Origin of the sequence: Intestinimonas butyriciproducens (assembly GCF_016901775.1) — a bacterium.
GTDB lineage: Bacteria > Bacillota > Clostridia > Oscillospirales > Butyricicoccaceae > Pseudobutyricicoccus.
The window spans coordinates 44,732-69,881 of the sequence record NZ_JACJKW010000010.1 but is presented as its reverse complement, the minus strand read 5'-3'; the positions used below and the strand labels follow the sequence as shown (position 1 = coordinate 69,881).

The 25,150-nt window shown below is 55.2% G+C and carries 26 protein-coding genes; 8 read left to right on the top strand and 18 right to left on the bottom strand.

The genetic code is table 11. From position 1 onward, the window contains the following. Positions 1 to 8: 8 nt before the first annotated feature. The 7 genes from H6A25_RS06930 to glyA form a co-directional block, all read right to left on the bottom strand. Positions 9 to 836 carry a GNAT family N-acetyltransferase gene (locus tag H6A25_RS06930; protein WP_204751238.1) on the bottom strand — a complete coding sequence of 276 codons (828 nt, stop codon included), beginning with the start codon at positions 834 to 836 and terminating at the stop codon, positions 9 to 11. Beyond that, positions 833 to 1,738, bottom strand: a complete 906-nt coding sequence (locus H6A25_RS06925; RefSeq protein WP_204751237.1) for a DUF2156 domain-containing protein — start codon at positions 1,736 to 1,738, stop codon at positions 833 to 835. Before H6A25_RS06925 ends, H6A25_RS06930 begins: the two co-directional genes overlap by 4 nt. A gap of 34 nt (positions 1,739 to 1,772) precedes the next feature. After that, positions 1,773 to 2,444, bottom strand: coding sequence for a dTMP kinase (locus H6A25_RS06920; RefSeq protein ID WP_204751236.1), 672 nt, complete (start codon positions 2,442 to 2,444; stop codon positions 1,773 to 1,775). Beyond that, positions 2,444 to 3,208 carry an FAD-dependent thymidylate synthase gene (thyX, locus tag H6A25_RS06915; RefSeq protein ID WP_204751235.1) on the bottom strand — a complete coding sequence of 255 codons (765 nt, stop codon included), beginning with the start codon at positions 3,206 to 3,208 and terminating at the stop codon, positions 2,444 to 2,446. The genes H6A25_RS06920 and thyX overlap by 1 nt, the downstream gene beginning before the upstream one ends. 1 nt (position 3,209) lies before the next feature. Then, complete coding sequence (locus H6A25_RS06910) at positions 3,210 to 3,944, bottom strand: WecB/TagA/CpsF family glycosyltransferase (RefSeq protein ID WP_204751234.1); 735 nt, start codon at positions 3,942 to 3,944, stop codon at positions 3,210 to 3,212. A 264-nt stretch (positions 3,945 to 4,208) separates the two neighbouring features. After that, positions 4,209 to 5,054 carry a CPBP family intramembrane glutamic endopeptidase gene (locus H6A25_RS06905; protein ID WP_204751233.1) on the bottom strand — a complete coding sequence of 282 codons (846 nt, stop codon included), beginning with the start codon at positions 5,052 to 5,054 and terminating at the stop codon, positions 4,209 to 4,211. Between the two features lie 68 nt (positions 5,055 to 5,122). Further along, entirely contained in the window at positions 5,123 to 6,367 is a 1,245-nt protein-coding gene (gene glyA / locus H6A25_RS06900) for a serine hydroxymethyltransferase (protein WP_275951886.1), read from the bottom strand. A gap of 312 nt (positions 6,368 to 6,679) precedes the next feature. Here glyA and nth point away from each other — a divergent pair, with 312 nt between their 5' ends. The 3 genes from nth to H6A25_RS06885 all read left to right on the top strand — a co-directional run bounded on the left by nth (position 6,680) and on the right by H6A25_RS06885 (position 8,437). Further along, positions 6,680 to 7,309: an endonuclease III gene (nth, locus tag H6A25_RS06895; RefSeq protein ID WP_204751232.1), complete on the top strand. Its 630-nt coding sequence runs from the start codon at positions 6,680 to 6,682 to the stop codon at positions 7,307 to 7,309. 103 nt (positions 7,310 to 7,412) lie between these two features. After that, on the top strand, positions 7,413 to 8,159 hold the full coding sequence (locus H6A25_RS06890; RefSeq protein WP_204751231.1) for a CPBP family intramembrane glutamic endopeptidase: 747 nt from the start codon (positions 7,413 to 7,415) through the stop codon (positions 8,157 to 8,159). 50 nt (positions 8,160 to 8,209) lie between these two features. Continuing rightward, positions 8,210 to 8,437, top strand: coding sequence for a hypothetical protein (locus H6A25_RS06885; RefSeq protein WP_204751230.1), 228 nt, complete (start codon positions 8,210 to 8,212; stop codon positions 8,435 to 8,437). A gap of 83 nt (positions 8,438 to 8,520) precedes the next feature. On the opposite strand, the gene H6A25_RS06880 is transcribed toward H6A25_RS06885, so the two are convergent. From H6A25_RS06880 to H6A25_RS06870, 3 genes are all read right to left on the bottom strand, one after another. Continuing rightward, positions 8,521 to 11,265: an S-layer homology domain-containing protein gene (locus tag H6A25_RS06880; protein WP_204751229.1), complete on the bottom strand. Its 2,745-nt coding sequence runs from the start codon at positions 11,263 to 11,265 to the stop codon at positions 8,521 to 8,523. Positions 11,266 to 11,390: 125 nt separating this feature from the next. Then, on the bottom strand, positions 11,391 to 11,918 hold the full coding sequence (locus H6A25_RS06875) for a hypothetical protein (RefSeq protein ID WP_204751228.1): 528 nt from the start codon (positions 11,916 to 11,918) through the stop codon (positions 11,391 to 11,393). Beyond that, a complete protein-coding gene (locus tag H6A25_RS06870) occupies positions 11,911 to 12,378 on the bottom strand; it encodes a metallophosphoesterase family protein (protein WP_204751227.1) in 468 nt (155 codons plus the stop codon). Before H6A25_RS06870 ends, H6A25_RS06875 begins: the two co-directional genes overlap by 8 nt. 160 nt (positions 12,379 to 12,538) lie before the next feature. Here H6A25_RS06870 and H6A25_RS06865 point away from each other — a divergent pair, with 160 nt between their 5' ends. From H6A25_RS06865 to H6A25_RS06855, 3 genes are all read left to right on the top strand, one after another. Next, positions 12,539 to 12,820, top strand: a complete 282-nt coding sequence (locus H6A25_RS06865) for a hypothetical protein (protein ID WP_204751226.1) — start codon at positions 12,539 to 12,541, stop codon at positions 12,818 to 12,820. A gap of 74 nt (positions 12,821 to 12,894) precedes the next feature. Continuing rightward, complete coding sequence (locus tag H6A25_RS06860) at positions 12,895 to 13,461, top strand: hypothetical protein (RefSeq protein WP_204751225.1); 567 nt, start codon at positions 12,895 to 12,897, stop codon at positions 13,459 to 13,461. 4 nt (positions 13,462 to 13,465) lie between these two features. Continuing rightward, the gene (locus H6A25_RS06855; protein ID WP_204751224.1) at positions 13,466 to 13,771 is read left to right on the top strand and encodes a hypothetical protein; all 306 of its coding nucleotides are present in this window, start codon (positions 13,466 to 13,468) and stop codon (positions 13,769 to 13,771) included. A gap of 236 nt (positions 13,772 to 14,007) precedes the next feature. On the opposite strand, the gene H6A25_RS06850 is transcribed toward H6A25_RS06855, so the two are convergent. The 7 genes from H6A25_RS06850 to H6A25_RS06820 form a co-directional block, all read right to left on the bottom strand. Beyond that, positions 14,008 to 14,466: a GNAT family N-acetyltransferase gene (locus tag H6A25_RS06850; RefSeq protein WP_204751223.1), complete on the bottom strand. Its 459-nt coding sequence runs from the start codon at positions 14,464 to 14,466 to the stop codon at positions 14,008 to 14,010. After that, positions 14,463 to 15,809, bottom strand: coding sequence for an MATE family efflux transporter (locus tag H6A25_RS06845; RefSeq protein WP_243423274.1), 1,347 nt, complete (start codon positions 15,807 to 15,809; stop codon positions 14,463 to 14,465). Before H6A25_RS06845 ends, H6A25_RS06850 begins: the two co-directional genes overlap by 4 nt. A 359-nt stretch (positions 15,810 to 16,168) precedes the next feature. Next, positions 16,169 to 16,957: a hypothetical protein gene (locus H6A25_RS06840; RefSeq protein WP_204751221.1), complete on the bottom strand. Its 789-nt coding sequence runs from the start codon at positions 16,955 to 16,957 to the stop codon at positions 16,169 to 16,171. Between the two features lie 9 nt (positions 16,958 to 16,966). Then, complete coding sequence (wecB, locus tag H6A25_RS06835) at positions 16,967 to 18,127, bottom strand: non-hydrolyzing UDP-N-acetylglucosamine 2-epimerase (RefSeq protein ID WP_204751220.1); 1,161 nt, start codon at positions 18,125 to 18,127, stop codon at positions 16,967 to 16,969. Continuing rightward, positions 18,120 to 19,229: an MraY family glycosyltransferase gene (locus H6A25_RS06830; RefSeq protein ID WP_204751219.1), complete on the bottom strand. Its 1,110-nt coding sequence runs from the start codon at positions 19,227 to 19,229 to the stop codon at positions 18,120 to 18,122. Before H6A25_RS06830 ends, wecB begins: the two co-directional genes overlap by 8 nt. A gap of 18 nt (positions 19,230 to 19,247) precedes the next feature. After that, positions 19,248 to 20,297, bottom strand: coding sequence for a tryptophan--tRNA ligase (gene trpS, locus H6A25_RS06825; protein WP_243423273.1), 1,050 nt, complete (start codon positions 20,295 to 20,297; stop codon positions 19,248 to 19,250). Positions 20,298 to 20,310: 13 nt separating this feature from the next. Beyond that, positions 20,311 to 21,504 carry a PLP-dependent aminotransferase family protein gene (locus H6A25_RS06820; protein WP_204751218.1) on the bottom strand — a complete coding sequence of 398 codons (1,194 nt, stop codon included), beginning with the start codon at positions 21,502 to 21,504 and terminating at the stop codon, positions 20,311 to 20,313. A gap of 165 nt (positions 21,505 to 21,669) precedes the next feature. On the opposite strand from H6A25_RS06820, the gene H6A25_RS06815 reads away from it, so the two are divergent. Beyond that, positions 21,670 to 22,959, top strand: a complete 1,290-nt coding sequence (locus H6A25_RS06815) for a PepSY1/2 domain-containing protein (protein ID WP_204751217.1) — start codon at positions 21,670 to 21,672, stop codon at positions 22,957 to 22,959. A gap of 14 nt (positions 22,960 to 22,973) precedes the next feature. On the opposite strand, the gene H6A25_RS06810 is transcribed toward H6A25_RS06815, so the two are convergent. After that, on the bottom strand, positions 22,974 to 23,528 hold the full coding sequence (locus H6A25_RS06810) for an NAD(P)H-dependent oxidoreductase (RefSeq protein ID WP_204751216.1): 555 nt from the start codon (positions 23,526 to 23,528) through the stop codon (positions 22,974 to 22,976). Between the two features lie 322 nt (positions 23,529 to 23,850). On the opposite strand from H6A25_RS06810, the gene H6A25_RS06805 reads away from it, so the two are divergent. After that, a complete protein-coding gene (locus H6A25_RS06805; protein WP_204751215.1) occupies positions 23,851 to 25,122 on the top strand; it encodes an adenylosuccinate synthase in 1,272 nt (423 codons plus the stop codon). The last annotated feature ends 28 nt before the right edge of the window (positions 25,123 to 25,150 follow it).

Here is a 25,150-nt window from a genome sequence, read left to right as displayed (position 1 = left end):
CCTTTTTCTCAGTTAAACAGCAGATTGCAGTAGCCTGCCTTCTGTTCCAGGAGTTTTTCTCCGGCCGGTGTCAAAGGCAGCGCCATGGCAAAGGGCTTGGGATCGTTTTGCGGCAGCAACCGGCACAGCCCTGTTTGGGCCCCCACCCGCTCCAATGCAGCAGCGGCCAGGCGCAAAGCATCGGGCCCCAGAGCTTCACAGACCCGCCAGGCTTCTCCCGCCGGTTCGATACATCCCCAGGCCGTAAGGCGGCCATCCCGCCGCAGCACCAGGGCCTTGTCCCCGTAAAGCTCCTGCTGAAGAGCAAAGTCCTCCGGCGTGCGATCCACGGAAAACAAAGTGCCCAGAGCCTTGCCATAAAGCTCTGCCACCTCCGGAAGATCCTCCGGCCCGGCCGAAGACAACCGGCCTTCTTCCTCCCTGCGGGCCTTGACTTGCCGCTCTTCCACCCAAAAGGCGGTGCGGTAACCAAAGCGCCGGTAATAATCAAACAAAGAAGGCTCCTGAGGAATGAGCATCAGCAAATCCATTCCCCGCTCTGTCCCCTCTTTCCGGGCTTCCTCCAGCAGTGCGCCCGCCAGACCTTTGCCCCGGCAGGCGGGATGCGTACCCACTCCATATACATACAGACCCCGGCCATGGAACTCTCCCTGGCGCAGCTGCACCGGAAGAACCTGAAGCATGGCCTGGATGTATCCTTCTTCATAGAGAAGCGTATTTTCCGCCTTCCAGACTCTTTGAAAAAACCAGTGGGTAAAGTCCTTTTCCCCGGGAAAGCACAGATCAAACAGCTCTTCCAGACCCTTTCGGTCTTCTTTTTTCCCCAGGCGGATCATGGCAGAGGCTCCATACGGTATTTTGCCGTCAGCTCCACCGGCCGATAGGAAAGCTTGGCTTTGCGCAGTCCTTCGATGCCCATATCTTCCTCCCGGTTCACATAGGGGAAATCCATGACCTCATGGGCGATAAACTCCCGGTTGATCAGGGGATAGGCCCCGGGGATGTCGGCCATGGCCTTTTCGATCTGCACGGTAAAGGCATCGCTGCAAGATGGGCTTCCCATGGTAAAGGCGGCCATACGCCCATCCACATAAAGCACCCCGCCCCGCATGGCCAGAGCCTCGTAATGCTCCAGCGCCTGCCACACCGCACAGTGTTCGTAAACCACTGTATCCGCTGTGTTTGCATCGTGGCGCTCGCACCAGAGATGATGGAATTTCAGGATCTCTTCCCGATGCTTTGCAGGCTCCAGCTTTTCATAATGCCAGTTGTTTTCATGCTCCTGCAAAAAACGATTGATGAAGTTCCGCTTGGAGTGAAGCTTTTTCCCTTTGAGTGTGGCCAGATCTTCTGTGGAGTAAATATAGTCAAAATTGTCCCGGTCCTCTGTAAAGGCATATCGGCCGGGCAGGAGTTTTTCCGCTTCTTCCTTCTGGGCCTGGGTGCAGCCCAGAATCCGATAAGGCTTTCCCCGTTCCCTGGCATCCTGGTCAATGACCTGAAGAGCGGCTTTCCGGTCCCCCTTTCCCACAGGGAACAGATAGATGAGGCAGGGAGCGTCCTCTCCCAGGAAGAGCATATACAGAAATTCGCCCTGTATGGCGAACAATGTCCGGTACCGGCAGCGCCAGATGAACAAATCGGTAAAACACCGTTCGGTCATGCGTGCCGGTTCCAGATTGAGCTTTTCTTCGATCTGCTTCTTGTCTTCTATGGAAATTTCTCGGAAAGGAAGCATTATTTCACCATTTTTCCTTTTCAGTTTTGATGGGTTATTGTCCGGCCTGGCCCAGATGATGGCACACCCGATCCCAGATCTTCCCGTGGATCTGCTCCACCGTCAAAGGTGTCCCTTCCTGTGCGCAGGAGATGACCTGCCAGCCATACCGCCGGCAGATTTCCAGCGCCCCTTCCCGGCAGCGGGCCAGATAATCGTGATCCTTTTCGTGGATATCTCCCTCGTTCCCCTGGCGCTTGCAAAGCAGCTGGAATGTGAGATGGGCCGGCATATCCAGGAAAAAAACCAGAGTGGGCGCAGGAAGCCCAAGTTTATTATACTCAAAATCAAAGAGCCAATCCAAAAAAGGCCCGGTTTCCTCTTTGGGAAGTTTTGCGGCCTGATGCACTGCATTGGAGGTGGTATACCGGTCACAAAGCATCAGCCCGCCCTGTTGATGGTATTCCTGCCAATCGGTCTTATAGGAAGCATACCGGTCCACCGCAAAAAAAGTGGATGCCGCATAGGGATTGACGCTCTCCGGCTTTGTGCCGAAAGCCCCGCCCAGATACATCTCCAGAAGGGCCGCCGAGGGCTGGTGATACCGGGGAAAAACCGCTTTGCGAAAATCGATCTTTTCCTGCTGGAGCCGCTGACACAGCCGGGCAAACTGGGTGGATTTTCCCGACCCGTCGGTGCCTTCAATGACAATCAGCTGTCCTGCCATCACTCCACCCCATACAGCCGGCGCACCTGAGCCATTTTACCACAGCTCATCTTCCCTTCCGGGCAGGGGCCATAAAGGCAGGCCGGGCCGGCCTTCCGAAAGAGATGGGGCGCCGCCTTGCGGCACTCCTCCAGCATCTGCCGGGCCACCTCCCGGATCTCCCACTGGGCCCGGTTGCAGCAGCGCAGGCGGAAGAAATTATACAGTGACCGGGTGTTCATGGTCACCATCATTTTGGTGCAGCAGGCATTGGGCAGCACAAACCGGGCATCCTCATTGGCCATTTTCCGAGCCGCTTTCCGTGCTTCCTCCGGGGCCATTCCCTGCTCTTCCAGACGGGCGGCATGGCGATCTGTGAGGGCCGCAGCCAGCTCATCATACAGACGCTGATCCTCCGCCATGGCCTTTTCAAAAATCTCCCGGCAGTGAGGATCGTCCCCAATGGAAGGAGGCAGCACATATTCAAATGCTTTTTCCCGCACATATCGCTGGGACTGCACGCTGAAAGACGCAATGCGGTGGCGGGTGATCTGGGCCAGCAGCGAACGGGATACCCCTTCGATGGCAAAGGTGAAGCTGGCGTGCTCCACCGGGCTTTCATGGCCGATCTCCGCCAGCATATCGATGAAGTTCTGTGTTTTTTCCTCGTCCAGCCCCTCCCAGATAGTGTCCGCACTGGCAGCGGAATAGCACATCCGGGCCGCGGCGGCCACCAGCTTTTCCGGCTGGGGCGTATGAGAAAGCAAAGTCACTTTTGGCGTCATATCATTCTTCTCCCCTAATGCGCCAGCGGAAAGCCGCAAACATATATTGAGGCAGTTTCATCATGCGTCCCAGGCGGCTGGGCTGCTTCAGCAGACGGTACAGCCACTCCAGGCCCAGCTTGATGAAAAGATCCGGCGCACGCTCCACTTTTCCGGCATACACATCCAGGGATCCTCCCAGACCCACCATCAGAGTGGCATTCAGCTCCTGGAAATGTTCATCGATAAAATATTCCTGACGGGGAGACCCCAGACAGACAAACAAGGCATCCGGATGGGCGGCATTCACCGCTTCGATTGCCTGACTGTCTTCTTTAAAATAGCCGTCATGGCAGCCGGCCACTTTCAGTCCGGGGTATTTCACCTGCATCCGCCGGGCGGCTTCTTCGGCCACCCCCGGCTTGCTGCCCAGAAAATAGACACTCTTTCCTGTATCCCGCAAGGCGGACAGAAGATTTTCTCCAAACTCCACCCCGGGCACCCGGCCCTTCAGGGGACGGCGAAGGATGCGGGAGGCATAGATCACGCCGATCCCATCGGGCAGCACCAATCCCGCCCGGGATACGATGTCCCGCAGCTTGTCATTGGTGACACAAGCCTGGGCGATCTCTGCATTGGGTGTGACCACCATGCATTTGCTCCGGCTCTGGATCTGCTCCATGGCATAGCCCACGGCTTCATCCATGGTCACATTGTCAAAGGCCACAGCCATAATTTTGATACGAATAACCGACATCCCTCTCTATATCAAATATACACCGCTTATTTTACCCTATTTTCCCTTTTGACACAAGGGAAAAGGTATACAAATATCCTTTCCCCCAAGCTCTCCCAGCCATGGAAAAGCAAGACAGGCCCCTGGCCTGGACTCCATCCTTTTCTTTGTTTCCGTAGGCGGCATCTTTTCCGTGGGGTGACTCCTTTGCTGCCGGCAGGCCGGCGATCTGCTTTCATACCAATGAAAAAAGCCCGCCATAGGTGCGGGCTTTTTCTGCAATCTTCAGTTTTCCCACTCCGGCGGATCCTGCTCATCCGGCTCTTGCTCCAGCCCCTGAAAGGCGATGGACAAAAAACCAGCCAGCATAATGCCGCCCAGCAGCGTCACCGAAAGCTGGCCCAGGAAATTCTGAGGAGCCAGATAAAAGACGATACCGATGAAGAAGGAGGATAAATTGAATCCCAGATGAAGCAAAATACTGGCTTTGAGACTGCCGGTGCGCAGGCGGACATACCCCAGCAGAAGGCCGAACAATGTGGCATAGACGATCCACACCAGCTGCCCATGGACAAAGCCGAACACCAACCCCTGCAAAACCACCGCCAACCAGCCAGGCAAGGCTTTCCGCAGCCGGGAAAACACCAATCCCCGGAAAATCATCTCTTCCACCAGGGGGGCAAATACAGCCACTGACAGCAGATCGGCCCACAAAAGGGAGGTATTCAGTCCTTGGGAAGCCTGGTTGTAAGACTCCATCAACTGCTGGGGCAAAGGCAGCAGATCCATAGCACCGGAGACCAGAATATTGCCGCAGGCACCGGCCAGCAGCAAACAGGCTACCTGCCGCCGCCCAATATTCTGTCCGCCCTGCACCAGATCCCACAGCGTCATCCCCCGCAGCTTGGCCAAGGCCATAATAATCAAAATGGTGAGCACCTGACTGCTTAGCAAAATCACTGTGCTGTAATCGCTGGCAAAGGCCTCATACAGCTCTGCCGCTCCATCCGGCGCCACCGCCTGAAAATACACCTGTGCACCGATGCCGGCTGCCAGGGTACAGGCAAACTGGATCGCCAGAAACATCAGCACATAGCCGATGGCCCGGCGAAAATTTCGTAGTCTTTCCATTGGCGTCTCCTCTCAAAAGGAACAAAAAGGGCGCAAGGCCCAGCCTTGCGCCCTTTCTTCTTTCTCATTTAATCAAACAGGGGATATTTTTCACACAGCTTGTTCACTTCGCTGCGGATATAATCGGCCTTGTTCTCAAAGTCCACCGCGGCCAGCTTGATCAGCTCAGCCACCTTGGGCATATCCTCTTCCTTGAAGCCCCGGGTGGTAATGGCCGGTGTGCCGATACGGATGCCGCTTGTGACAAAGGGGCTCTCCGGATCGTTGGCGATGGAGTTTTTGTTGGCAGTGATATACACTTCGTCCAGCCGCTTCTGCATCTCCTTGCCGGTAACATGGAAGTTGCGCAGATCCACCAGCATCAGATGGTTGTCTGTGCCGCCGCTCATCAGGTCGAATCCTTCCTTGAGCAACGCATCGGCCAGAGCCTTGGCGTTTTTCACTACCTGCTCCTGATAAGTCTTGAACTCCGGCTTCATGGCCTCGCCGAAGCAGACGGCCTTGGCTGCGATGATATGCTCCAGCGGACCGCCCTGGGTGCCGGGGAACACGGCCTTGTCGATCTGCTTTGCCAGCTCTTCCTTGCAAAGGATCAGGCCGCCGCGGGGACCCCGCAGCGTCTTATGGGTGGTGGTGCTCACCACATCGGCATAGGGCACCGGGCTCATATGCAGACCAGCTGCCACCAGACCGGCGATATGGGCCATATCTACAAAGAGATAGGCGCCCACTTCTTTGGCGATATCGGCAAAGATATCAAAGCGGATCTCCCGGGGATAGGCAGAAGCGCCGGCGATGATCATCTTGGGCTTGTGCTCCTTGGCCAGCTTGCGAACCTCATCATAATCGATGGTCTCGGTTTCAGGGTTCAGGTTATAGGGAACCACATTATAATAATTACCCGAAATATTTACCGGGCTGCCGTGGGTCAGGTGACCGCCGTTGGCCAGGTTCATGCCCAGAACGGTATCGCCGGGCTTGACCAGAGCATAATAAACGGCAATGTTGGCCGAAGCACCGCTGTGGGGCTGCACATTGGCATGATCAGCAGAAAACAGCTTGCAGGCCCGGTCCCGGGCGATGTCTTCCACCACATCCACACATTCACAACCACCATAATAGCGTTTGCGGGGATATCCCTCCGCATATTTATTGGTCAGGACTGTACCCATAGCCGCCATGACCGCGGGGCTGACGATGTTTTCTGACGCGATCAGCTCGATATTGCGGCGCTGCCGGTTGTATTCCTGCTCAATGGCCTGGCCCACCTCCGGATCGAACTGCTTCACCAAATCCATATTCTCTCGAAACATGGCGCATCCAACCTCCTTATTTTCATTGATCAAAGGCCGAAACCTTGGTTCCATTATATACTCGAATTGTTTTTATTTCAACTCTTTGCTATAATGGAATCCATCCCCTCATTCCTATGAAAATTCTTATTTTCGGCCATATTTGACGGTGTAAAATGTGGAAAAACGGGTTTTCCCCACATCTCTCCCATTTCTTCGTCGAAATTTCCAAGGCAATCCCCAGGTGCCCTGTGCATTTTGCCCGACCTTTTCCCGCTGCAAACGGAATGAGCTACCATGTGACAAAATATTTTCTTTGGACGGTGAATCGCTATGCGAAAAAAAGAACGAGCAGCTCTGATCGTCGAAGCCCTGAAAGAACATTATCCTGCCTCCTGTTCCCTGGTGGCCCGGAAGGACTATGAGCTTTTATTTGCCACCCGGCTGTCGGCCCAATGCACCGATGCCCGGGTGAATGTGGTAACCAAAGAACTGTTTTCCCGTTGGGACAGCCTGGAGGCCATCGCCGGAGCCGATCTTTCGGAACTGATGGAAGTGGTCAAGCCCTGTGGCCTGTACCGGGTCAAGGCCATGGATATTCAAAAATGCGCCCAGGCTCTGCTGGAAAACCATGAGGGCAAAGTCCCCGACACCATGGAGGAACTGCTCAAACTGCCCGGTGTGGGACGCAAAACGGCCAACCTGATCCTGGGCGATCTGTTCGGTAAGCCGGCCATTGTGGCCGATACCCACTGTATCCGCATCTCCGGCCGGCTGGGGCTGACCAAAAGCAAGGACCCCTATCAGGTGGAGATGGATCTGAAAAAGCTCATTGCTCCAGCCGATCAAAACGACACCTGTCATCGTTTCGTCCACTTTGGCCGGGATATCTGCACCGCCCGCTCTCCCAAATGCACTGCCTGTTTCCTGCTGGACATCTGTCCCCAGGGGCAAGGGAAATAAAAGGACGGATACCAGCCGTGCCCGCAAATAAGAAGGGGCTGCACCGCTGTTTTTGTTCTGCCGCCCTGCCTACATATACCTATTCACACAAGGAGTGACACCGATGAACAGGAAAAAAATCATCACATATATAGTGATCACCTTTGCCATCACCTATACATTCTGGTGGGGCCTGGCATTGCTAACAAACCGGAACATTCTTCATTCTTCCCAAGGCCTGTTTACTCTTTTGTTTGCCATCGGTGGTTTCGGGCCGACGATTTCTGCCATCTTGCTGCTGCCTGAAAAAGGGCCCAAACCGGTGTTGCGCTTCATTTTCTCCTGTCAAAAAAATAGCTTCTGGTATCTGCTGCTATTCTGTGTTATACAGGCAGCCGTCATCGGCCTTTCCTCCATGGAACTCAACCCTCAGCTCCCCTGGTATACAGCGCCGGTCGTGCTGTTATCTGCCACATTGGTCAGCGGCGGCAATGAAGAGCTGGGATGGCGCGGCACGATGCAGCCTGAGCTTGAAAAAAAGTTCCCATTCCCCGTTGCAGCATTGATAACCGGCTGTGTATGGATGATGTGGCATATCCCCCTTTGGTTCATAGAAGGCATGTCTCACCAAAACATCCACTTCGGTCTGTATTGCATCTACGGTTTGATTCTGAGTTTTTGGCTTGCTGTGCTGTACCAGAAGACGGCCAGTGTATTTTGCTGTGCAATCTTCCATGGATTTTCAAACCTGATGCTTTCCATGTTTGTCATCAAGGCAAATTGGATTTTGGCGGTGGGATTGATTGCCGCACTTGTATCGTCCATTTGGCTTTTCTATCAAAATGGCAAACCTAAGATTATCACCAAGTGATAACGATGAAAAAAGCATAAGCTCCCCCCCATCAAGAAAGGAGGAACAGGATGGAAACCAGTTATGTTTTTCTCACTGAAAAAGAGGCCATGTGGGCAGAAATGCTGATGGAAGCATTGCAAAAGGCAGGTATTCCCGCCACCTCTGTGCCAGTCTATGGTGCTGGTCTTGTCATGCGGGGCGGTGTGCAGGAGCGGCTCCGGATTCATGTCCCGCCGAAGAGCAAAACGCAGGCAGAAGAGCTGCTGGAAGAGCTTTTCCCTGAAAACCAGAAATAGTCTCATTTTCACAAAAACAGCCCGGACAGGCTTCTGTCCGGGCTGTTTCTATTGGATGGATGTTTTCCATGAACAATTTGCTGCTATGCACCTATCCGTGCATCCTTCTGGCACAGCCGGTTGAGAATTGCGGTCGCTTCCGCCCGGGTGATCCAATCACCGGGATGGAAGTTGCCTTCTGCATCACTTCCCTGCAAAATCCCTGCCTGATACAAAAGCCGGATCTCCTTGGCGTAGGTCTGGTCATCACTCACATCGGGCGGCAGGATCGCACCCTCCACCGGTTCCAGTTCCTCTTCCGGCAGAGCGCGGGCAAAGAGATAGGCCATCTGGCTACGGCTGCACCGCCAATAAAATTCACTCTTCCTTTCAAAGGGGATGATTCCCTCCAAAATACTGTAAGCCCGATAGGGAGCATCCCAAGGTTCCCCGCCAGTCAGGTCCACACCATCATCTGTATAAATGCTGCGCACCACACTGGCCATTTTAATGGCTTCGCTGCAAGACAAGTACTCTCCCGGGGCAAAGGTTCCATCTCCCATGCCATCCATCAGGCCCAGCTCATAGGCCCCCTGAATGGCGCCCTGCTGATTCGCCCCATACCAGGCGTTTTCATCCACATCGGAGAACTGACCTTGCTGATAGGTCCGCTCCTGAACAAAATTGTCCATCGACCCACAAGCGGCACCAAGCATCCTGATTTCCTCTGCAACCTTGGTCAGGCTCTGTTTACCCAGCTGATCCTTTGTCACGCCATCGATGTTCCACTGCCACAGTGTTCCATCGGTGGCCAGAAGGGCGCTCCGGGTTCCGCCATAGGCCAGCTCGGTAAAGCGCAGATCGCCCGTATCCACCAATGTGGGTTCCGGCAGCCGGTATTGCTCTTCCTGAGGATCGTTGTCCTTTCCCTGGTAATAGCCCCACAGATACAGCTGTCCATCCTGGGTCAGGGCTGCGCCGGAAAAGCGATCCAGCTCGGCCTGCTGCACATTCCGCATCAGCCGGGTGGGCTCCATCACATAGAAGTCATCCATCCCCAGAGACCGATGTTCAAAATTGCCGCCCCACACATAAAGGTCTCCATCTTCGGTGAGAGCCTGGCAGGTGTATTCATCACACTGCACTGTGAGTACATCGGAAAGAATCCAACGAGGTTCTGCACTGTTCTTGGGATTTCCTTCCCCATAGCCGGTCTCACCCATGGGACCCATGCCCCAGGTATACAGTTTTCCATCTGCTGTAACAAGGGCAAAAACACCAGGGCCGCAGGCCACATCCGCAGCGGACCAGTTGATATTTTGGGGCGTGTCCCATTTTTCTATAATGGGATTCCAGTTTGCATCATCCCCGGTATACACATTTCCCCAGACATAGACCCCGTTCATCGTTATCGCTATGCCGTTTTCTTTCCAACGGTCTGCCTTGAGCACAGGAGGCAGGCCCTCCTTCTTCACCCACTTGCCTTCCCACAGATACAGGCTGCCATCCCGGGTGATGATCAGGTCATCATCGCAATAGGCCACCTTGCCAGGGGTTGTCACTTGCTTTTCACTCCCATCGCCAAAGGAATAAAGATCCCCTGCGGGGTCCACAAAATACTCTGCATCAAAGATTCCTTTTTGATCCAAGGGGCGGTTTCCAGGTTCCTCCGGCGGGTTCGGCTCCCTTTGCAGCTGCTCCGGCACCATCACGCCGGTGGTCACCTGTTTGAGATCCCAGCCAACATCATAGACCGGACCGATATTCCACAGATATAACCCGCCGTCCTGGGTGAGAATCAGGGTGTCTGTCCCCTGGGCCACCACATCGGCCACAGCGGTATCGCCGCAGTCAACCTTCTCGGGGATAGAGAAGGACCATTCATCCATCTCATGATTTTCATAGGCTCTATCGCCATAGAATCCCCACATATAAAGCTCTCCGCTCTCAGTAATAGCAATGGCAGATTTATACCAGTCCATACTCACCCGGCTCACATGGGTCATAATTCGGGTGGGCTCCCAAACTTTCCCTCCCGAAAGCCCCAGAGAGCTATCCCAGTTTTCACCCCAGCCATATAAAGTCCCATTGTTGGTAATGGCATAGCTACTCCACTTTCTGCTCACTGCCATCTTCACATTGGAAAGAATCTTTGTTGGCACAGGGCTGTATTGAGGAAGCCCCTCTGCATAGCCATTTTGACCCACGCCCCAGGTATACAGATCACCATTCTGGGTCACCAAAGTGAAATTACCCCCTCCAGTGGAAACCTGGAGGCCAGCAGGAACACCCTCCACTTTGTGGGGTGAGGTGTACTTTTTCCAGATCGGGTTCCATTTTGCATCGTCTCCCATGTAGACACTTCCCCACACATAGACACTGCCATCCTCTGTGACGGCAATCCCATGCGTCTCAGAAATATCTGCCGAAATCACAGGAGGAAGACCTTCCACCTTCTGAGGAGTATCCCGATCCACTGTATCACCCAGGCCCAACTGCCCATTGTGATTTTTCCCCCAGGTGTACAGGCTGCCATCCTCTGTGACGGCCAGGGTCTGATTCAGCGATTCCGCCACATGGATGACATTGGAAATTCCTTCTACTTTTTCAAACTGGCACTGGCCCGTGTATGTATTTGACCCTTCTGTCAGCTGGCCTTCATACGCCCGGGAGTTCCCATGATACAGGTCCCCATTCTCCATGACAAAATAATTTTCTGTGACCGTGCGCTGGTTCTGAAAATCCAGCGTTTTTTCGGTCTCTCCCGCGCCCTGCGCCGGCAAGGACGAAAACGGCAGCAATGTAAGACAAAACAGGATGGCCAGCAACAAAGAACATTTCCTCTTCACACCCATACCTCCTCACCATAATGCAGTTATATTTTTCTGTACTAATTTCAATATATCACCGCCATATCCAAAAGTAAAGAGCAGGGAGAGGAAACACTTCCTCTCCCTGCTCTTGCATCTATAGCCTATTTTTCATTTTCCCGTTTTTCTTCCTCTTCTCTCCGGCTGGCCCGCTCGCTTTCCAGCTGAAGGCGGATCATATCCACCAGCACAGAGCAAGGACGAAACACCAAATACCGCAGTACGCCCTTGTCCCGGTAACGAAGCATACAGCACCGATCCCGGCCAATGAGGGGCAGATAGTAATGCTGTTTGCCTCTCCCCAGCGTGCTGCCGATGGAGCAGCTCTCCACCAGAATACATTCCGGGTTTCCCAACGCAATCACTTTGGCCTTTATAGGATGTCCCATCAGCTGGAGGCGGATAAACAGGTGATCGTGCATCAGCCGGTATTCATAGGATACAAAAGAATAACCGCAGATCACCACCGTGACCAGACAAAACAGCAGCGCCGGAATGAGAAAATGCACCGGCGTGGCGTAGGGAGTCTGCCAAATGGCCTCATAAAAGCTGATCATCAGCAGAAAAAAACCTACCCACAGGGAAAAGGGCACCGCCTTGCGGTGGAAGCCTTGCAAAATCTGTTTATACATCCTTATCGATCCTTTCTAAACTACAGGAAAATTGGCCCTGGTCGATCTCCAGACGAAGATAAGTACCTCCATAACCAATGCTTCCCGGATTATACAAAGGGACCGGCCACTTTTCTAGCGCTACCGGCTGATGGGTATGACCGAAAAAAGCTGCCTGGGCACCAGCCTGCTGGGCCGCCCGAAGAAATTCATCCAGCCCATCCTTGACGCCAAAACGGTGGCCGTGGCTGAGAAAAAGCCGCACCCCCTCCGGCTGAGGCGTCCTGGTCAAAGGCTCCTGGCACATCAGATCGCAGTTGCCCGCCACCGCCAGCACCTGGCAGCCGAACAGCATTCCCGCATCCTCTGCGTCCCGCACACCATCACCCAAAAAAAGCAGACAGTGGGGATTTTCTTTCTCCAACATCCGGCACAGTGCATCGAAATTCCCGTGGGAGTCGGAAGCCACGCACAGCTTCATCCCATCCCTCCTCTTTTCCGTTTTGTTTGATCTTGGCTTTTAGGATACATCACTTGCATGAAAAAAGAAAGGGGGCAGCGGAAATTTTTTCGTTTTTTCGGAACCGAAGGGTTTTTCAATGCATATACTGTGTTGAAAAGCCCATGGGAGGAGATACATCATGCAAAACGATTACGAAAACCTTGCCAAGGTCCTCATGGCCAGTCCCCAAGGGGCCAAAATTGTAAAAAGTCTGGATAAGCTCAACAGTGTGGTGAGCACCGAAAGCGGCCGTCAGCTCATTGCCATGCTGGCCAGCGACGGTGGCGACGCCATCAAAAACGCCGCAGCAGCCGCGGCCAGCGGCGACCAGGATCAGGCCCGTGTGCTGCTCTCCACTTTGCTTTCCAGCCCGGAAGGGGCACAGCTGGCAGCTAAAATCATCGAAGTGGTGGGCCGCTGACTTTTGCTCCCAGGCGGCCTTCCGCGCCGGCCGCCTGGGTGTTTTCCTGAAAGGGCGGAGAAAGGACGGAACCCATGGCCGACATCCAGGATGCCCTTCAAAAACTGTTTTCCGATCCGGAAAGCATGAAAAAAGTCACCGATCTGGCCGCCGGCCTGGCTCCGGCGCTGCAAAAACAGGATGCTGCCCCCAGCCCATCCCCTGACTTTGGAGGGCTGGGAGCCCTGTTTCCTTCTCCGGCGCAAACACCCAAGCCCCCATCCGAGGAACCAAAAAGCGGGGATCTCTCTTCTCTTCTGGCCTCTTTGGGAAAGAGCCTTTCTTCCCCGCCTGCCGGAAATGAGCAAAAAAAAGAAGGAGGTCTGGATCTTTCCTCTTTGTTCTCGCTGTTTGGAAAGGGCTCTTCCTCCGCCGAAGAAAACACGGAAAAACAAAGGGGAATGGATCCGGCCCTGCTCCCCCGGCTGATGATGGCTTTTTCCGGCGACGCCAATTATCTCAAGCCGGAAAAGGTCAATCTGCTGCGGGCCCTCAAGCCCTATCTGGGGCAGCGGCGGGCACCGGACATCGACCGGGCGGTGAAAATGGCCAATCTGGCCCGGGCAGCCCAAGAAGCCCTGGGCGGGCTGGAAAGGAGATGAGCCCATGTATGACCGCTATTTTCAGGGAGATGGTTTTGAAGCCTTCTTCCCTCAGGCGGCTCAAATGCCTCCTCCACCGCCCTCCTCCGCTCCCGAGCCCCAAGTCCGACCGGAAAATAAGCCGCCCAGAAAAAGCGGCCTGCTGGGAAGTCTGGGCCAACGCATCAAGCTGCCGGAGCTGGACAGCGACACCATTTTGCTCTTGGTGCTGGTCTATTTCCTGTTGGCGGATACCGATGAAAACGGTGAAAAATCCAATCTGGCGGATACTTTGCTCATTGTAGGGGCTCTGCTTCTGCTGGGATTTTGACAAAAAGGCCCTTTGGGGCCTTTTTTAGAATATCGAAAAAGTGGTTGAAACCACTTTTTCGAGCTTCTGCAAGGGTCTGCATGCACGCCTTTGGCGCACACTTGCCCCTTGAGAGGTGTAAAAACCGACGCACAGGTCGCCGTTTTTTACAGATTGATGAGGGGTAGGGCAGATAGTTTTTTTGCTGCATAAATTTCTTGACAGTATGAAAAAAGGCCCTTTGGGGGCCTTTTTGTTTACAGATCCTTTTCCATCACAAAATTGGTCAGCCGCTGGCCCCGGCGCTCCACCTGCTGCTCTTTCAGCATCCGATAGCCCCGTTTCTCAAAAAAAGGCCGGGCCGTGAGGGAAGCGTGCACCGAAATACAGGAAAAGCCCTGTTCTTTGGCGGTCTGCTCGATCCGATCGGCCAGGCACCTGGCCACGCCCCGCCTTTGAGCCGTGCTGCTGACAAAAAGATGATCGAAATAATCCCCGTCCAAAGTGGCAAATCCCCAGATTTTTTCCCCTTCCTCCACCACAAAGGTGCGGTGGTGGGAAAAGATTCTGCCCCAGCGCTCTTCGTCCATTTCCCGGGGAGCCCAGGCATCCAGCTGGGCCGGGGTATAATCCCGGCAAGCAGCCCCATGCACCGAGTCCCAAAACAGATCCATCAGCCGTGTGCAATCCTCCGGCCGGTATTCCCGCAGCTTCATTCCTGCTCCTCCTTGTTTGCAGGCATACGGCCATATTGGGCCGGATACCGTTCCACTTTATTCAAAATGACAACATAGCCACCCAGCAAAAGAGCGGTGGCCAGTACCCAGGCAATGGAGCTTGCCGCACACACACCGTCAAATCCCCAGGCATCGGCCAGCCACATGGCCGCCGCCACACGAACTACCAACTCACTGACACCGGCCAGCAGAGGAATGCCTCCGAATCCCATTCCCTGCAAGGTATTGCGGAAAATAAACAGCAGCCCCAGAATGAAGAAGAATGGCCCTACGATGTTCAGATAGGTCTGGGCATAGGCCGTTACAGCGCCGTCGTTTTCTCCCAGGAAAAGGCTTACCAGTCCCTTGCAGAAAATCATCACCAGAGCTCCGCCCACCAGACTGAACACCAGAGCCAGTTTTCCGCTGGCCCGCACGCCCTGACGAATACGCCGGGGTTGCCCCGCGCCATAATTCTGCGCCGCATAGGTGGCCATGGCCGCCCCCAGTGTCACCAAAGCCTGGGTAGCCAGATTCTCGATTTTGGTGGCGGCGGTAAACCCGGCCACCGCCGTAGACCCGAAGCCATTGAGGGCCGTTTGCAGCACCATGACCCCCACCGCTGTGATGGAAAACTGAAAAGCCATGGGCAACCCTACCCGCAGATGCTGCCAGGCAAAGCCTTTGTCCCAATGCCAGTTCTGTTTTTTCAGGTGCAGCACAGGGAACCGGAGCTTCACATAAAAAAGGCACATCAGTCCGGCCAGAAGCTGGGCAATGACCGTAGCCCAACCAGCTCCGGCCACGCCCATGCCGAAAAAGGTGATAAAAGCGTAGTCCAGAATAATGTTGATGATGCAGGCGATGACGAGAAAATACAGCGGCGTGCGGCTGTCTCCCACCGCCCGGATAATGCCGGAGATCATATTATAAAAAATGGCGGCGCCAATACCGTAATAGATCACCACAATATACCGCCAGGCATCGTCGATGATATCTCCCGGAGTATTCATCACTTCCAGCAGCGGCCGGGCGGTGACCACCGCCAAAACGGTGATGACCAAAGTACTTCCCACACACAGCAAAACGGAAGTGGCCACACTGTCCCGAAGCCGTTCCTCTTCTCCTGCGCCAAAGCATTGGGCTGCCATCACCGAAAAGCCGCTGGTCAGCCCCTGGGCAAAGCCCAGGATCAAAAAGGATATGGCACCGGTAGCTCCTACCGCCGCCAAAGCCTGCACGCCAATGGTGCGTCCCACGATCACCGTATCGGCCATGCTGTAAAATTGCTGAAACACATTCCCGATAAAAAGAGGAATGGAAAAGGCCAGCAGCAGCCTCATGGGGCTGCCTTTTGTCATGTCATTTGTCATTGTGTTCTGTTGTCCCCCAAAACAATCTGACTCAAAAACAGCCCCGGCAGTATCGCCGGGGCATAAACTCTCGAAAATCCATATACGAAAAGAAACCGTTCGTCCTCTCCCTATGGATTCGCAAAAAGTCGCGACCTGCGCGTGGCTTTTTGCACTTCTCAAGGGGCCAGTGTGCGCCCAAGGCGTGCACGCAGACCCTTGCAAAAATCCGAAAAAAGTGGTTCTCACACTTTTTTCGATGCACCCAGCCCCGGCAGTATCGCCGGGGCCATATACATAACCGACTCTTTCATGGCAATCAAGATCTTGCAAAAACACCGGAAGAACCGTTACTCCTCTTCCACGATCTGACCATTGGGCAGCTGAAACCGGCTCTCAGGCACATCCTCCACTGTGACCCGGATCATCTTCATGGAATAGGTGGTCATGCCTTTTTTCTCACTTTCCGCCCGGTACAAAAGGCCATTGGAAACGGCGATATAATAGCTGTCCTGGGTACCGGCCAGAGCGTTTTCCACCTTCACATAAATGCAGGCTTCTCCATCCTTTTCCACATATCCGGCTTCCAGGATCTGCGACGGATCCAGCTCCAGTACCGATTCATAAGTGGGCACCCGGCTGGCATCATCATAAAATGCGGTGAGTTCCCCATCCTGAGGAAGGCTCTGTCCCAGTGTCCCCACATAGGGATTGACCTGTCCGCTGCGCCAGGCATAATAACCGGAGGGCGCAATAATGATCTCCTTTTCCACATATCCGCCTTCCGAAAGCTGCTGGATATGACTGCGGCGGCCTTGCACGGCCCCTTTGATGCGCAGCACATCCTCTGCGCTGTGATAGGAAAGGGTACTCTCCAGCTCATAGGTGTATTCCTTGGGCCGGTGCAGCGCGGCAATGACAGAAAGAACATTGGACTCATTCACCTGCACCCCGTCCACCAACGGCCCATTTTCCCCCAATTTGTCCGGATCGGCAGAAACAGAACCTTGGGAAGAAGGAAGGGTGATCGTCCCGGCCGGTTCCATCTCCACCATAGAAAGATAGAAGCTGATGAGCACCGCTACCAGCAGCAAGGCGGTGACGGCCGCCACCGCCTGAGCCATTTTCCCCTTTTTCATGGGTCTCCCTTATTCCTCGGTGCCCGGCGTAAAATCCTCGGGGGGCTGATTTGCTTTTCCAAAGGCATACAAAATCGCATCGGCAATGCGGCGGCAGGCCTCACCGTCTCCATAGGGGTTGACTGCCCGGGCCATTTTGCCGTATTCCTCCGGATCGTTCAGCAATTTCAATGCTTTCTCTGCAATTTCTTTGGCTTCCACGCCGGCCATACGCACTGTGCCGGCCTCCACAGCCTCGGGCCGCTCGGTCTCCCGGCGCAGCACCAGCACCGGCTTGCCCAGGGAAGGCGCTTCCTCCTGGATACCGCCGGAATCGGTCATCACCAAGGTGGCCCGCTCCATCAGGTTATGCATATCCATCACGCCCAACGGCTCCACCAGGTCCACATTAGGTATATTCCCCAGGTTGTCCCGGGCCATCTGCTGCACATAGGGGCTGAGATGCACCGGATAGACAAAGCGCACATCCGGCTCTTTCTCCGCCACCATACGCACGGCGTCCATGATATTCTGGAAGGGTTCGCCGTAGTTTTCCCGGCGATGGGCTGTGAGCAGCACCACCCGCTCCTTCTGATAGTCGATCTCATTGAGCCGCTGGCACTGGAAGGTGTAACTGTCCCGCACTGTGGTTTTCAGCGCGTCAATGACGGTATTGCCGGTGATATAGACATTTTTCTCCACACCCTCCCGATGGAGGTTTGCCACATTGGCCTTGGTGGGTGCAAAATGCAGATCGGCAATATCGGTGGTCAGGGTCCGGTTCATCTCTTCCGGGAAGGGGGAATATTTGTCAAAGGTCCGCAGTCCCGCTTCCACATGGCCCACTTTTACCTTGGCATAGAAAGAAGCCAGAGCCGCCACAAAGGTGGTGGAGGTATCGCCATGGACCAGCACCAGATCGGGCTTTGCCTTTTCCAGCACATCTCCCAGGCCGGTGAGGGCTTTGACGGTGATGCGCATCAATGTCTGGGAAGGCTCCATAATATCCAGATCATAGTCCGGGACGATCTGGAAAGCCTCCAGCACCTGATCCAGCATTTCCCGGTGCTGGGCGGTGACGCAAACAATGCTTTCCACTTCCTCCCGGCTCTCCAGTTCCTTCACCAGAGGCGCCATTTTGATGGCTTCCGGCCGGGTGCCGAAAACCGACATCACTTTGATCTTATCCATGCTTTTCCTCGCTTCCCGGGGCGTCGTCCGTCCCCTCGTCCTGCTCTTTTTCCAGCTGCTCTTTTTCCTTTTTCTGATCGTGGCCGGTGACGCTCAGGCCGATGAGCACCGAAGCCAGAATGGCCACGGCCAGGATGATGATCTTCACCTCACCGCTGGTGGCCAGCACCACAGCGGACAGGCCCAGCACCACCGAGAGCATATACAGAATAGCAACCGACTGCTTCTGGTCAAAGCCCATATCGATAAGCCGGTGATGCACATGGCCCCGGTCGGCGTGCATGGGGCTCTGGCCCTTCAGCAGCCGGCGGATGATGGCAAAAGTGGTATCGAAGATGGGCAGCCCCAGGATGATAAAGGGCACGGCAAAGGAAATGCCCACATAAAACTTGAACAGGCCCTGGATGGAGATGGTGGCCAGCAAATATCCCAGAAACATGGAGCCGGTATCCCCCATGAAGATCTTGGCAGGGTTCATGTTATAGGGCATGAAGCCCATGCAGGCGCCGGCCAGAGCGGCCATGGTCACGGCGATATAGCTTTCGCTGACCAGCACGGCAATGGTGAACACCGTCACGGTGGCGATGGTGGAAACGCCCACGGCCAGACCGTCCAGACCGTCGATCATGTTGACGGCGTTGGTGACGCCCACAATCCAGATCACCGTCAGAGGCACAGCCAGAAGCCCCAGTTCAAAATACTTCCCGTCGCCAAAGGGATTCATCAGCCGCTGCACCACAACACCGGACAGTACCGGGATCAGAGCCGCCACGATCTGACCGCCGAACTTCACCAGCGGTTTGAGGGGGTGGATATCATCCACCACACCCAGCATGACGATGAACACCGCACCCAGCAAAATGGATTTCATCTGGGGATCGATACGGCCGAACAGCAGAATACTGATGAGGAAACCCAGGAAAATAGCCAGGCCTCCCAGCCGGGGAATGGGCACCTTGTGCATCCGCCTGGCGTCTTTGGGCACATCGATGGCCCCTACCTTTTTGGCAAACAGCTTGACAATGGGCGTCATGGCAAAAGAAATGGCCAGCGCCACACTGAAGGCAAAAAAGGATGTGATCAAAACACTATTGTCTATCATTTCTATTCAAAGCTCCCATCAGAAGGGTTTCTTGATAAACCCGACTTTTTTATAGACCTTTTCCAGGGTGCGCCCGGCAATGCGGGACGCATTTTCTGCGCCCTGGGTATAAACCTTTTCCAGATAATCCTTGTTGCGCAGGAGATCTTCTGTTTTTTCCCGCACCGGGCGCAGCACTTCCACCACCGCTTCGCCCACCGCTTTTTTAAAGTCGCCATAGCCCTTGCCGGCAAAGCGTTCTTCGGTTTCTTCCGGCGTACAGCCTACGGCCGCGCTGTAAATGGCGATCAGGTTGTTCACTCCGTGCTTTCCCTCTCCCCGGCGCACTTCGCTGCCGGAGTCGGTGACGGCCCGCTTGAATTTCCGCATGATGTCCTCGGGCTTGTCCATCAGAAGCACAAAGGCATTTTGGTTTTTGTCCGATTTGCTCATCTTCTTTGTGGGATCGGCCAGGGACATGATTTTGGCGCCGGTTCCCGCAATGCGGGGCTCGGGCACGGTGAACACATTGCCGTAAATGCCGTTGAATCTCTCGGCAATATCCCGTGCAATCTCCACATGCTGTTTCTGATCCTGCCCCACCGGCACAAAATCGGTCTGATACAGCAGAATATCGGAAGCCATGAGCACAGGATAGGTAAACAATCCCGCATTCACATTATCGGCATGGCTTTTGGATTTATCCTTGAATTGGGTCATGCGGGACAATTCGCCGAACATGGTATAGCAGTTGAGCACCCAGGAGAGCTCGGCATGGGCCGACACATGGCTCTGGATAAACAGAAGGCTTTTTTCCGGATCGATGCCGCAGGCCATATACTGGGCCAGCACCTCCAGGGTCTGACGGCGAAGGGCCGCCGGCTCCTGGCGCACCGTGATGGAATGAAGATCCACCACGCTGAAAATGCACCGGTTTTCCTCCTGCAAAGCCACCCAGTTGCCCATGGCTCCCAGATAATTGCCCAAGGTCAGCTTACCCGAGGGCTGCACGCCGCTGAACACCGTTTTGGGCCGGGGAGCCTGCTGGGCCTGGGTTTCCTGTTTCTGTTCTATTTTTTCTTCCATCATTATTTTTCACATCCTAACCCATGATCTCTCTGACACATCCTGCCAGTATTTCCACGCCTCTGTCGATCTGCTCATGGCTGGGGGTGGAATAGTTCAGCCGCACACCGGCCGAAACCTGTGTGCTGTCAGCCAGAAAAACAGCCCCCGGCACCACGGCCACCTTGTTCTGGGCGCAGCGGGCCGCAAGATCTGTCCCATCCAGCCCCTCCGGCAGCTGGAGCCAGACAAACAGGCCCCCTTCCGGCCGGGAGAATGTGACCCCTTCCGGAAGATTCTTTTCCAGCAGCGACAGCATCCGGTCCCGCTTTTCCTTATAAAGAGCTGTGCAGGCAGAAATATGGGCATCCAGATCGTACCGGGCAAAATACTCCGCCGCCACCGCCTGGAAAAACAGGTTGGAATGGACATCCCCGGCCTGTTTCAACATTGTCATACGGGCGATCACATCCTTGTGGGCCTGGGCGTAACCCAGACGCACGCCAGGAGACAATATCTTGGAAAGAGACCCTGCAAAAATCACCCGGCCCTCTTCATCCAGGCTTTTCAGGGGCGGCTGGTATTCTCCGCTGATCCGCAGCTCAAAATAAGGATTGTCTTCCAGGATCATCACATCGTATTTCTGCGCCAGCTGATAGATAGCCTTCCGCTTTTCCATGCTGGTGGAAAAGCCGGTGGGGTTCTGGAAGGTGGTGATCACATAGATGAACTTTATCTGCTTTTCTTCTTTCAGCAGGTTTTCCAACCGATCCAGGTCCATACCGTCCGGCTCCATGGGCACCGGCCGAATGCGGGCACCGGCAGAGCGGAAGGTGTTCAGCGCTCCCATAAAGGTGGGTTCTTCCACGATCACAGCATCCCCCGCCTCCACCATCAGACGGGTGAACAGCTGAATGACCTGCTGTCCGCCGCTGGTGACCATCAGCTGGTCAAATTCCCGGCCCGTGCCGTGTTTGCCCACCATCCGGTTCTGGAGAAGCTCCCGCAGAGGACCATAGCCCTCGCTGAGGCCGTACTGGAACAGGGCGGCCGCTCCTTGCCGGGCAAACAGCTCTTTTGTCACCTGCTCCATTTCCTTCAGCGGGAAGGTCTCCGCCGAAGGGTTGCCCGCCGAAAAGGGGATCACCCCGGGGGCCGATGCCATTTTCAGCACATCGCCGCCGGCCGGCGGAGCCATCTGCTGAAATCTATCCAAAAAATGAAACTCCATTTTTCCTTTCCTCCTTGGGGAAATGTCCCACAGGCATATAAAGTGATTTTAACACATGGGGTCCTTTGGGACAAGAGCTTTGGGGATTTTACCGGGATAATTCCTCCATTTTTACAAAAGATAAGAATATGCTTTTTGAAACTGCCGTGAAGGGAGCTTATTGTCATGTATGAGACCGTCCCCCAAAAGCGTCTGATCAGCTTTTTGCTTTGTGTCAGCCTTCTTTCTCTGACTGCCGCTTTTTTCTTCCGCTTCCGCTGGGAAGAGTCCCAGCGCCGTGAGGTGCAGCTGCGTCAGCAAGCCTATTCCCAGCTGGTCAGCAGCGTTTCTTCTTTGGAGACCGCCTTGCAGAAGGCCCGCTGCTGCGGCACATCATCCATGCTCTCACAGATGTCGTCCCAGATCTGGAGGGAAGCCGCCGCGGCTTCCCAAGCCCTCTCTTCCCTGCCGCCGGAAACGGAAGGACTTGCTTCGGTTCAGAAATTCATCAACCAGACGGGAGAATATGCCTATACCCTCATCGGTCGGGACACGGCCCTGACAGGGCAGGAATATGACACACTCACCTCGCTCCATCAGGCCGCCGACCGGCTCTCCCTGGAGCTTCTGTCCACCCAGGCCGATCTGGGACAAAACCTGCATTTTCCCCAGCAGGCCGTATCCGCCGGGGATTTTGACACCGATGCCCCGGAACAGGAGGATTATCCTTCTCTCACCTATGATGGCCCCTTTTCCGACCATCTGGATCAGCTGGAGCCGCTGGCCCTTCAGTCTTTGCCCGTACTGTCTCCGGAAGAGGCCCTCACCCAGGGCGCAGCCTTCTGCGGTCTCTCCCAGGATGCGCTCACCGTCACCGGTGAAACCCAAGGCACCATCCCCTGTTACCGCCTGGAAGGGGAAAATATCTCTTTGCTGCTGACAAAGCAGGGAGGCCGGGCGCTGCTGCTCACCGATGGCCGGGCGCTCACCGCTCCCACCCTCTCCCCGGAACAGGGCGCCATCATTGCCCAGGAGTTTCTCCGCAGCCGGGGCTATGCCAATATGTGCCGAAGCTATTATGAAACAAACCAGGGAACTGTGATGGTGAACTTCGCTCCGGTGGAAGAAGGACGGCTGCTTTACCCTGACCTTATTAAGGTCACCGTGGCCTTGGACAACGGCACCATCCTGGGCTTTGAAAGCCGGGGCTATGTGATGAATCACCGGGCGCGGGAGTTTACCCCTTCCGCTCTGTCCATCGAGGAAGCCGAAACCCTGCTTTCCCCTCTTCTCACCGTCAAGCGCCGGGGCCAGGCCATCATCCCTTCGGCAGGAGCCAAAGAGATCGACTGCTATGAATTTCTCTGTTCCACCTCCGATGGGGCAGAGTGCCTGGTTTATCTCAACACCCAGACGGGAGAAGAGGAAAACATCCTGCTGCTTCTCACCGGAGAAAACGGTGTGCTCACCGCCTGAGTCTTTTCCGGCTCCTACGCAAACATGGAATTGAACTCCCGGGCCGCCGCCATAGCCTGCCGAAGCGCCTCTTCATCCTCTCTGGCGGGAAGGTGATCGGTGCCGATGCTGGCCACCTGGCGGATCTGTCCTGCCCCCATCTCCCGCAGAACGATCCGGGCCGTCTGAAAAGCACAGGAGGGATCTTTGGTGCTGCCGCCGCCCGTGAGCAGCACCAGCCCGCCTTTGGTCTGTTCCCATCCTCTTTTTTCTTTCTGTCTGGCCATATACTGGGCCTGAAACCGGCTGCACAGAGAAAGCAGCGGACCGGTAAGGGTGGAAAAATAAAGGGGCGAGGCCAGCACCAGCACCTGGGCCATACGCACCTTCTCATAGATCTCCTGCATTCCATCATTCAGAACGCACCCTCCGCCTCCGGCGCAGCGGCGGCAGTCCACACAGGGGGAGATCTTCATCCCGTAGGCATCGATCTGCTCCACCTGTCCCCTGATCTCCCGGCAGAAAGCGCCGATCAGCGCACTGGTGTCCCCCCCTCTCCGGGGGGAACCGTTCAAAATCAATGTATACACCCTGCATCCATCCTCTCCCGCCTCCCGGCGTCTGTTTGCCTTTCAGTATACCAGCCTCCCCTTTTTCCCGCAATTCTCTTCCGCTCTGGTCAATCTGCTTTTTTTCCGCCATCTTTTTTCTTCCAGTGGCGTCAAAGTGACAAAACTCCATGGAATATCTGGGAAAAAAAGCAAAATCTCTTGACGGGCACTTTAGCGTACTATATAATTTATGAAATGAACAAAGGCGTTCATTAAAGGGGAAAAGAAGAGTGCTTTTGTCCTTTAATGGACGCCTGCTTTTTGCAGCCAGATCATTTTGGAATATCGGGAGGAAACTGTTATGCTTACTGCGATCACCGGCATCAACTGGGGCGATGAGGGCAAGGGCCGCATGGTGGACCTTTTGTCTGAGAATTATGATATCGTCGTCCGTTACCAGGGCGGCAACAACGCCGGCCACACCGTGGTCAATCCCCTGGGCAAATTCATTCTGAACCTGCTGCCTTCGGGCATCCTGCGGCCGGAAGTGGTCAATGTGATGGGCAACGGCATGGTCATCGACCTGGAGCATCTGATGGGCGAAATCAAAAACCTCCGGGACGCCGGGGTTCCTGTTTCCCCCAAGAACCTGAAGATCAGTGACAAAGCGGTCATCTGCCTTCCCTATCACAAAATGCTGGACAACCTGGAAGAGGACCGGCTGGGCGATGCCAAGTTCGGCTCCACCCGCCGGGGCATCGCTCCGGTCTATGGAGACAAATACATGAAGCGGGCGCTGCGCATGGGCGATCTGCTCCATCCCGCCGCCATGGAAAAGCGGCTGGCAAGCGCCGTGGAATGGAAAAACCTGCTTGTGGAAGGGGGCTATCATGCCGAACCCATCACCGTGGAAGGTGTGATGGGCTGGCTGCGCACCTACGGCGATCCTCTGAAGGAGTTTGTCTGCGACACCAGCGTCTACCTGGATGAGGCGGAAAAGGCCGGCAAGAAGATCCTGTTTGAAGCCCAGCTGGGTGCGCTGCGGGATATCGATTTCGGCATCTATCCCTACACCTCTTCTTCTTCCACCATTGCCGCCTATGCTCCCATCGGCGCAGGCATTCCCAACCACAAGCTGAGCAAGAGCATCGGCATCATGAAGGCCTATTCCTCCTGTGTGGGCGAGGGCCCCTTCACTGTGGAACTGTTCGGCGAAGAGGCCGACCGTCTGCGGGAAGCCGGCGGCGAATACGGCGCTGCCACAGGCCGGCCCCGCCGGGTGGGTGCTTTTGACTGCGTTGCCTCCCGCTACGGCGTGCGCATGCAGGGCGCTGATGAAATCGCTCTGACCAAGCTGGATGTCCTTTCCTATCTGGACAAGATCCCGGTTTGCGTTGCCTATCAGGTGGGCGACAAGCGCACCGACAACTTCCCCACCGGCGAGGACCTGGAAAACGCCAAGCCCATCTATGACTACCTGCCTGGCTGGAAGTGCGACATTTCCCGCTGCCGCCGGGTGCAGGATCTGCCCCGCGCAGCCCTGGACTACATCCACTATCTGGAGAAGGCCGTGGGCTGCCGGATCACCTATGTCTCTGTGGGCGCTGAGCGGGATCAGTACCTGGTTATGTAAAAAGCGGCTGCGGCCGCCTGCCCGATCC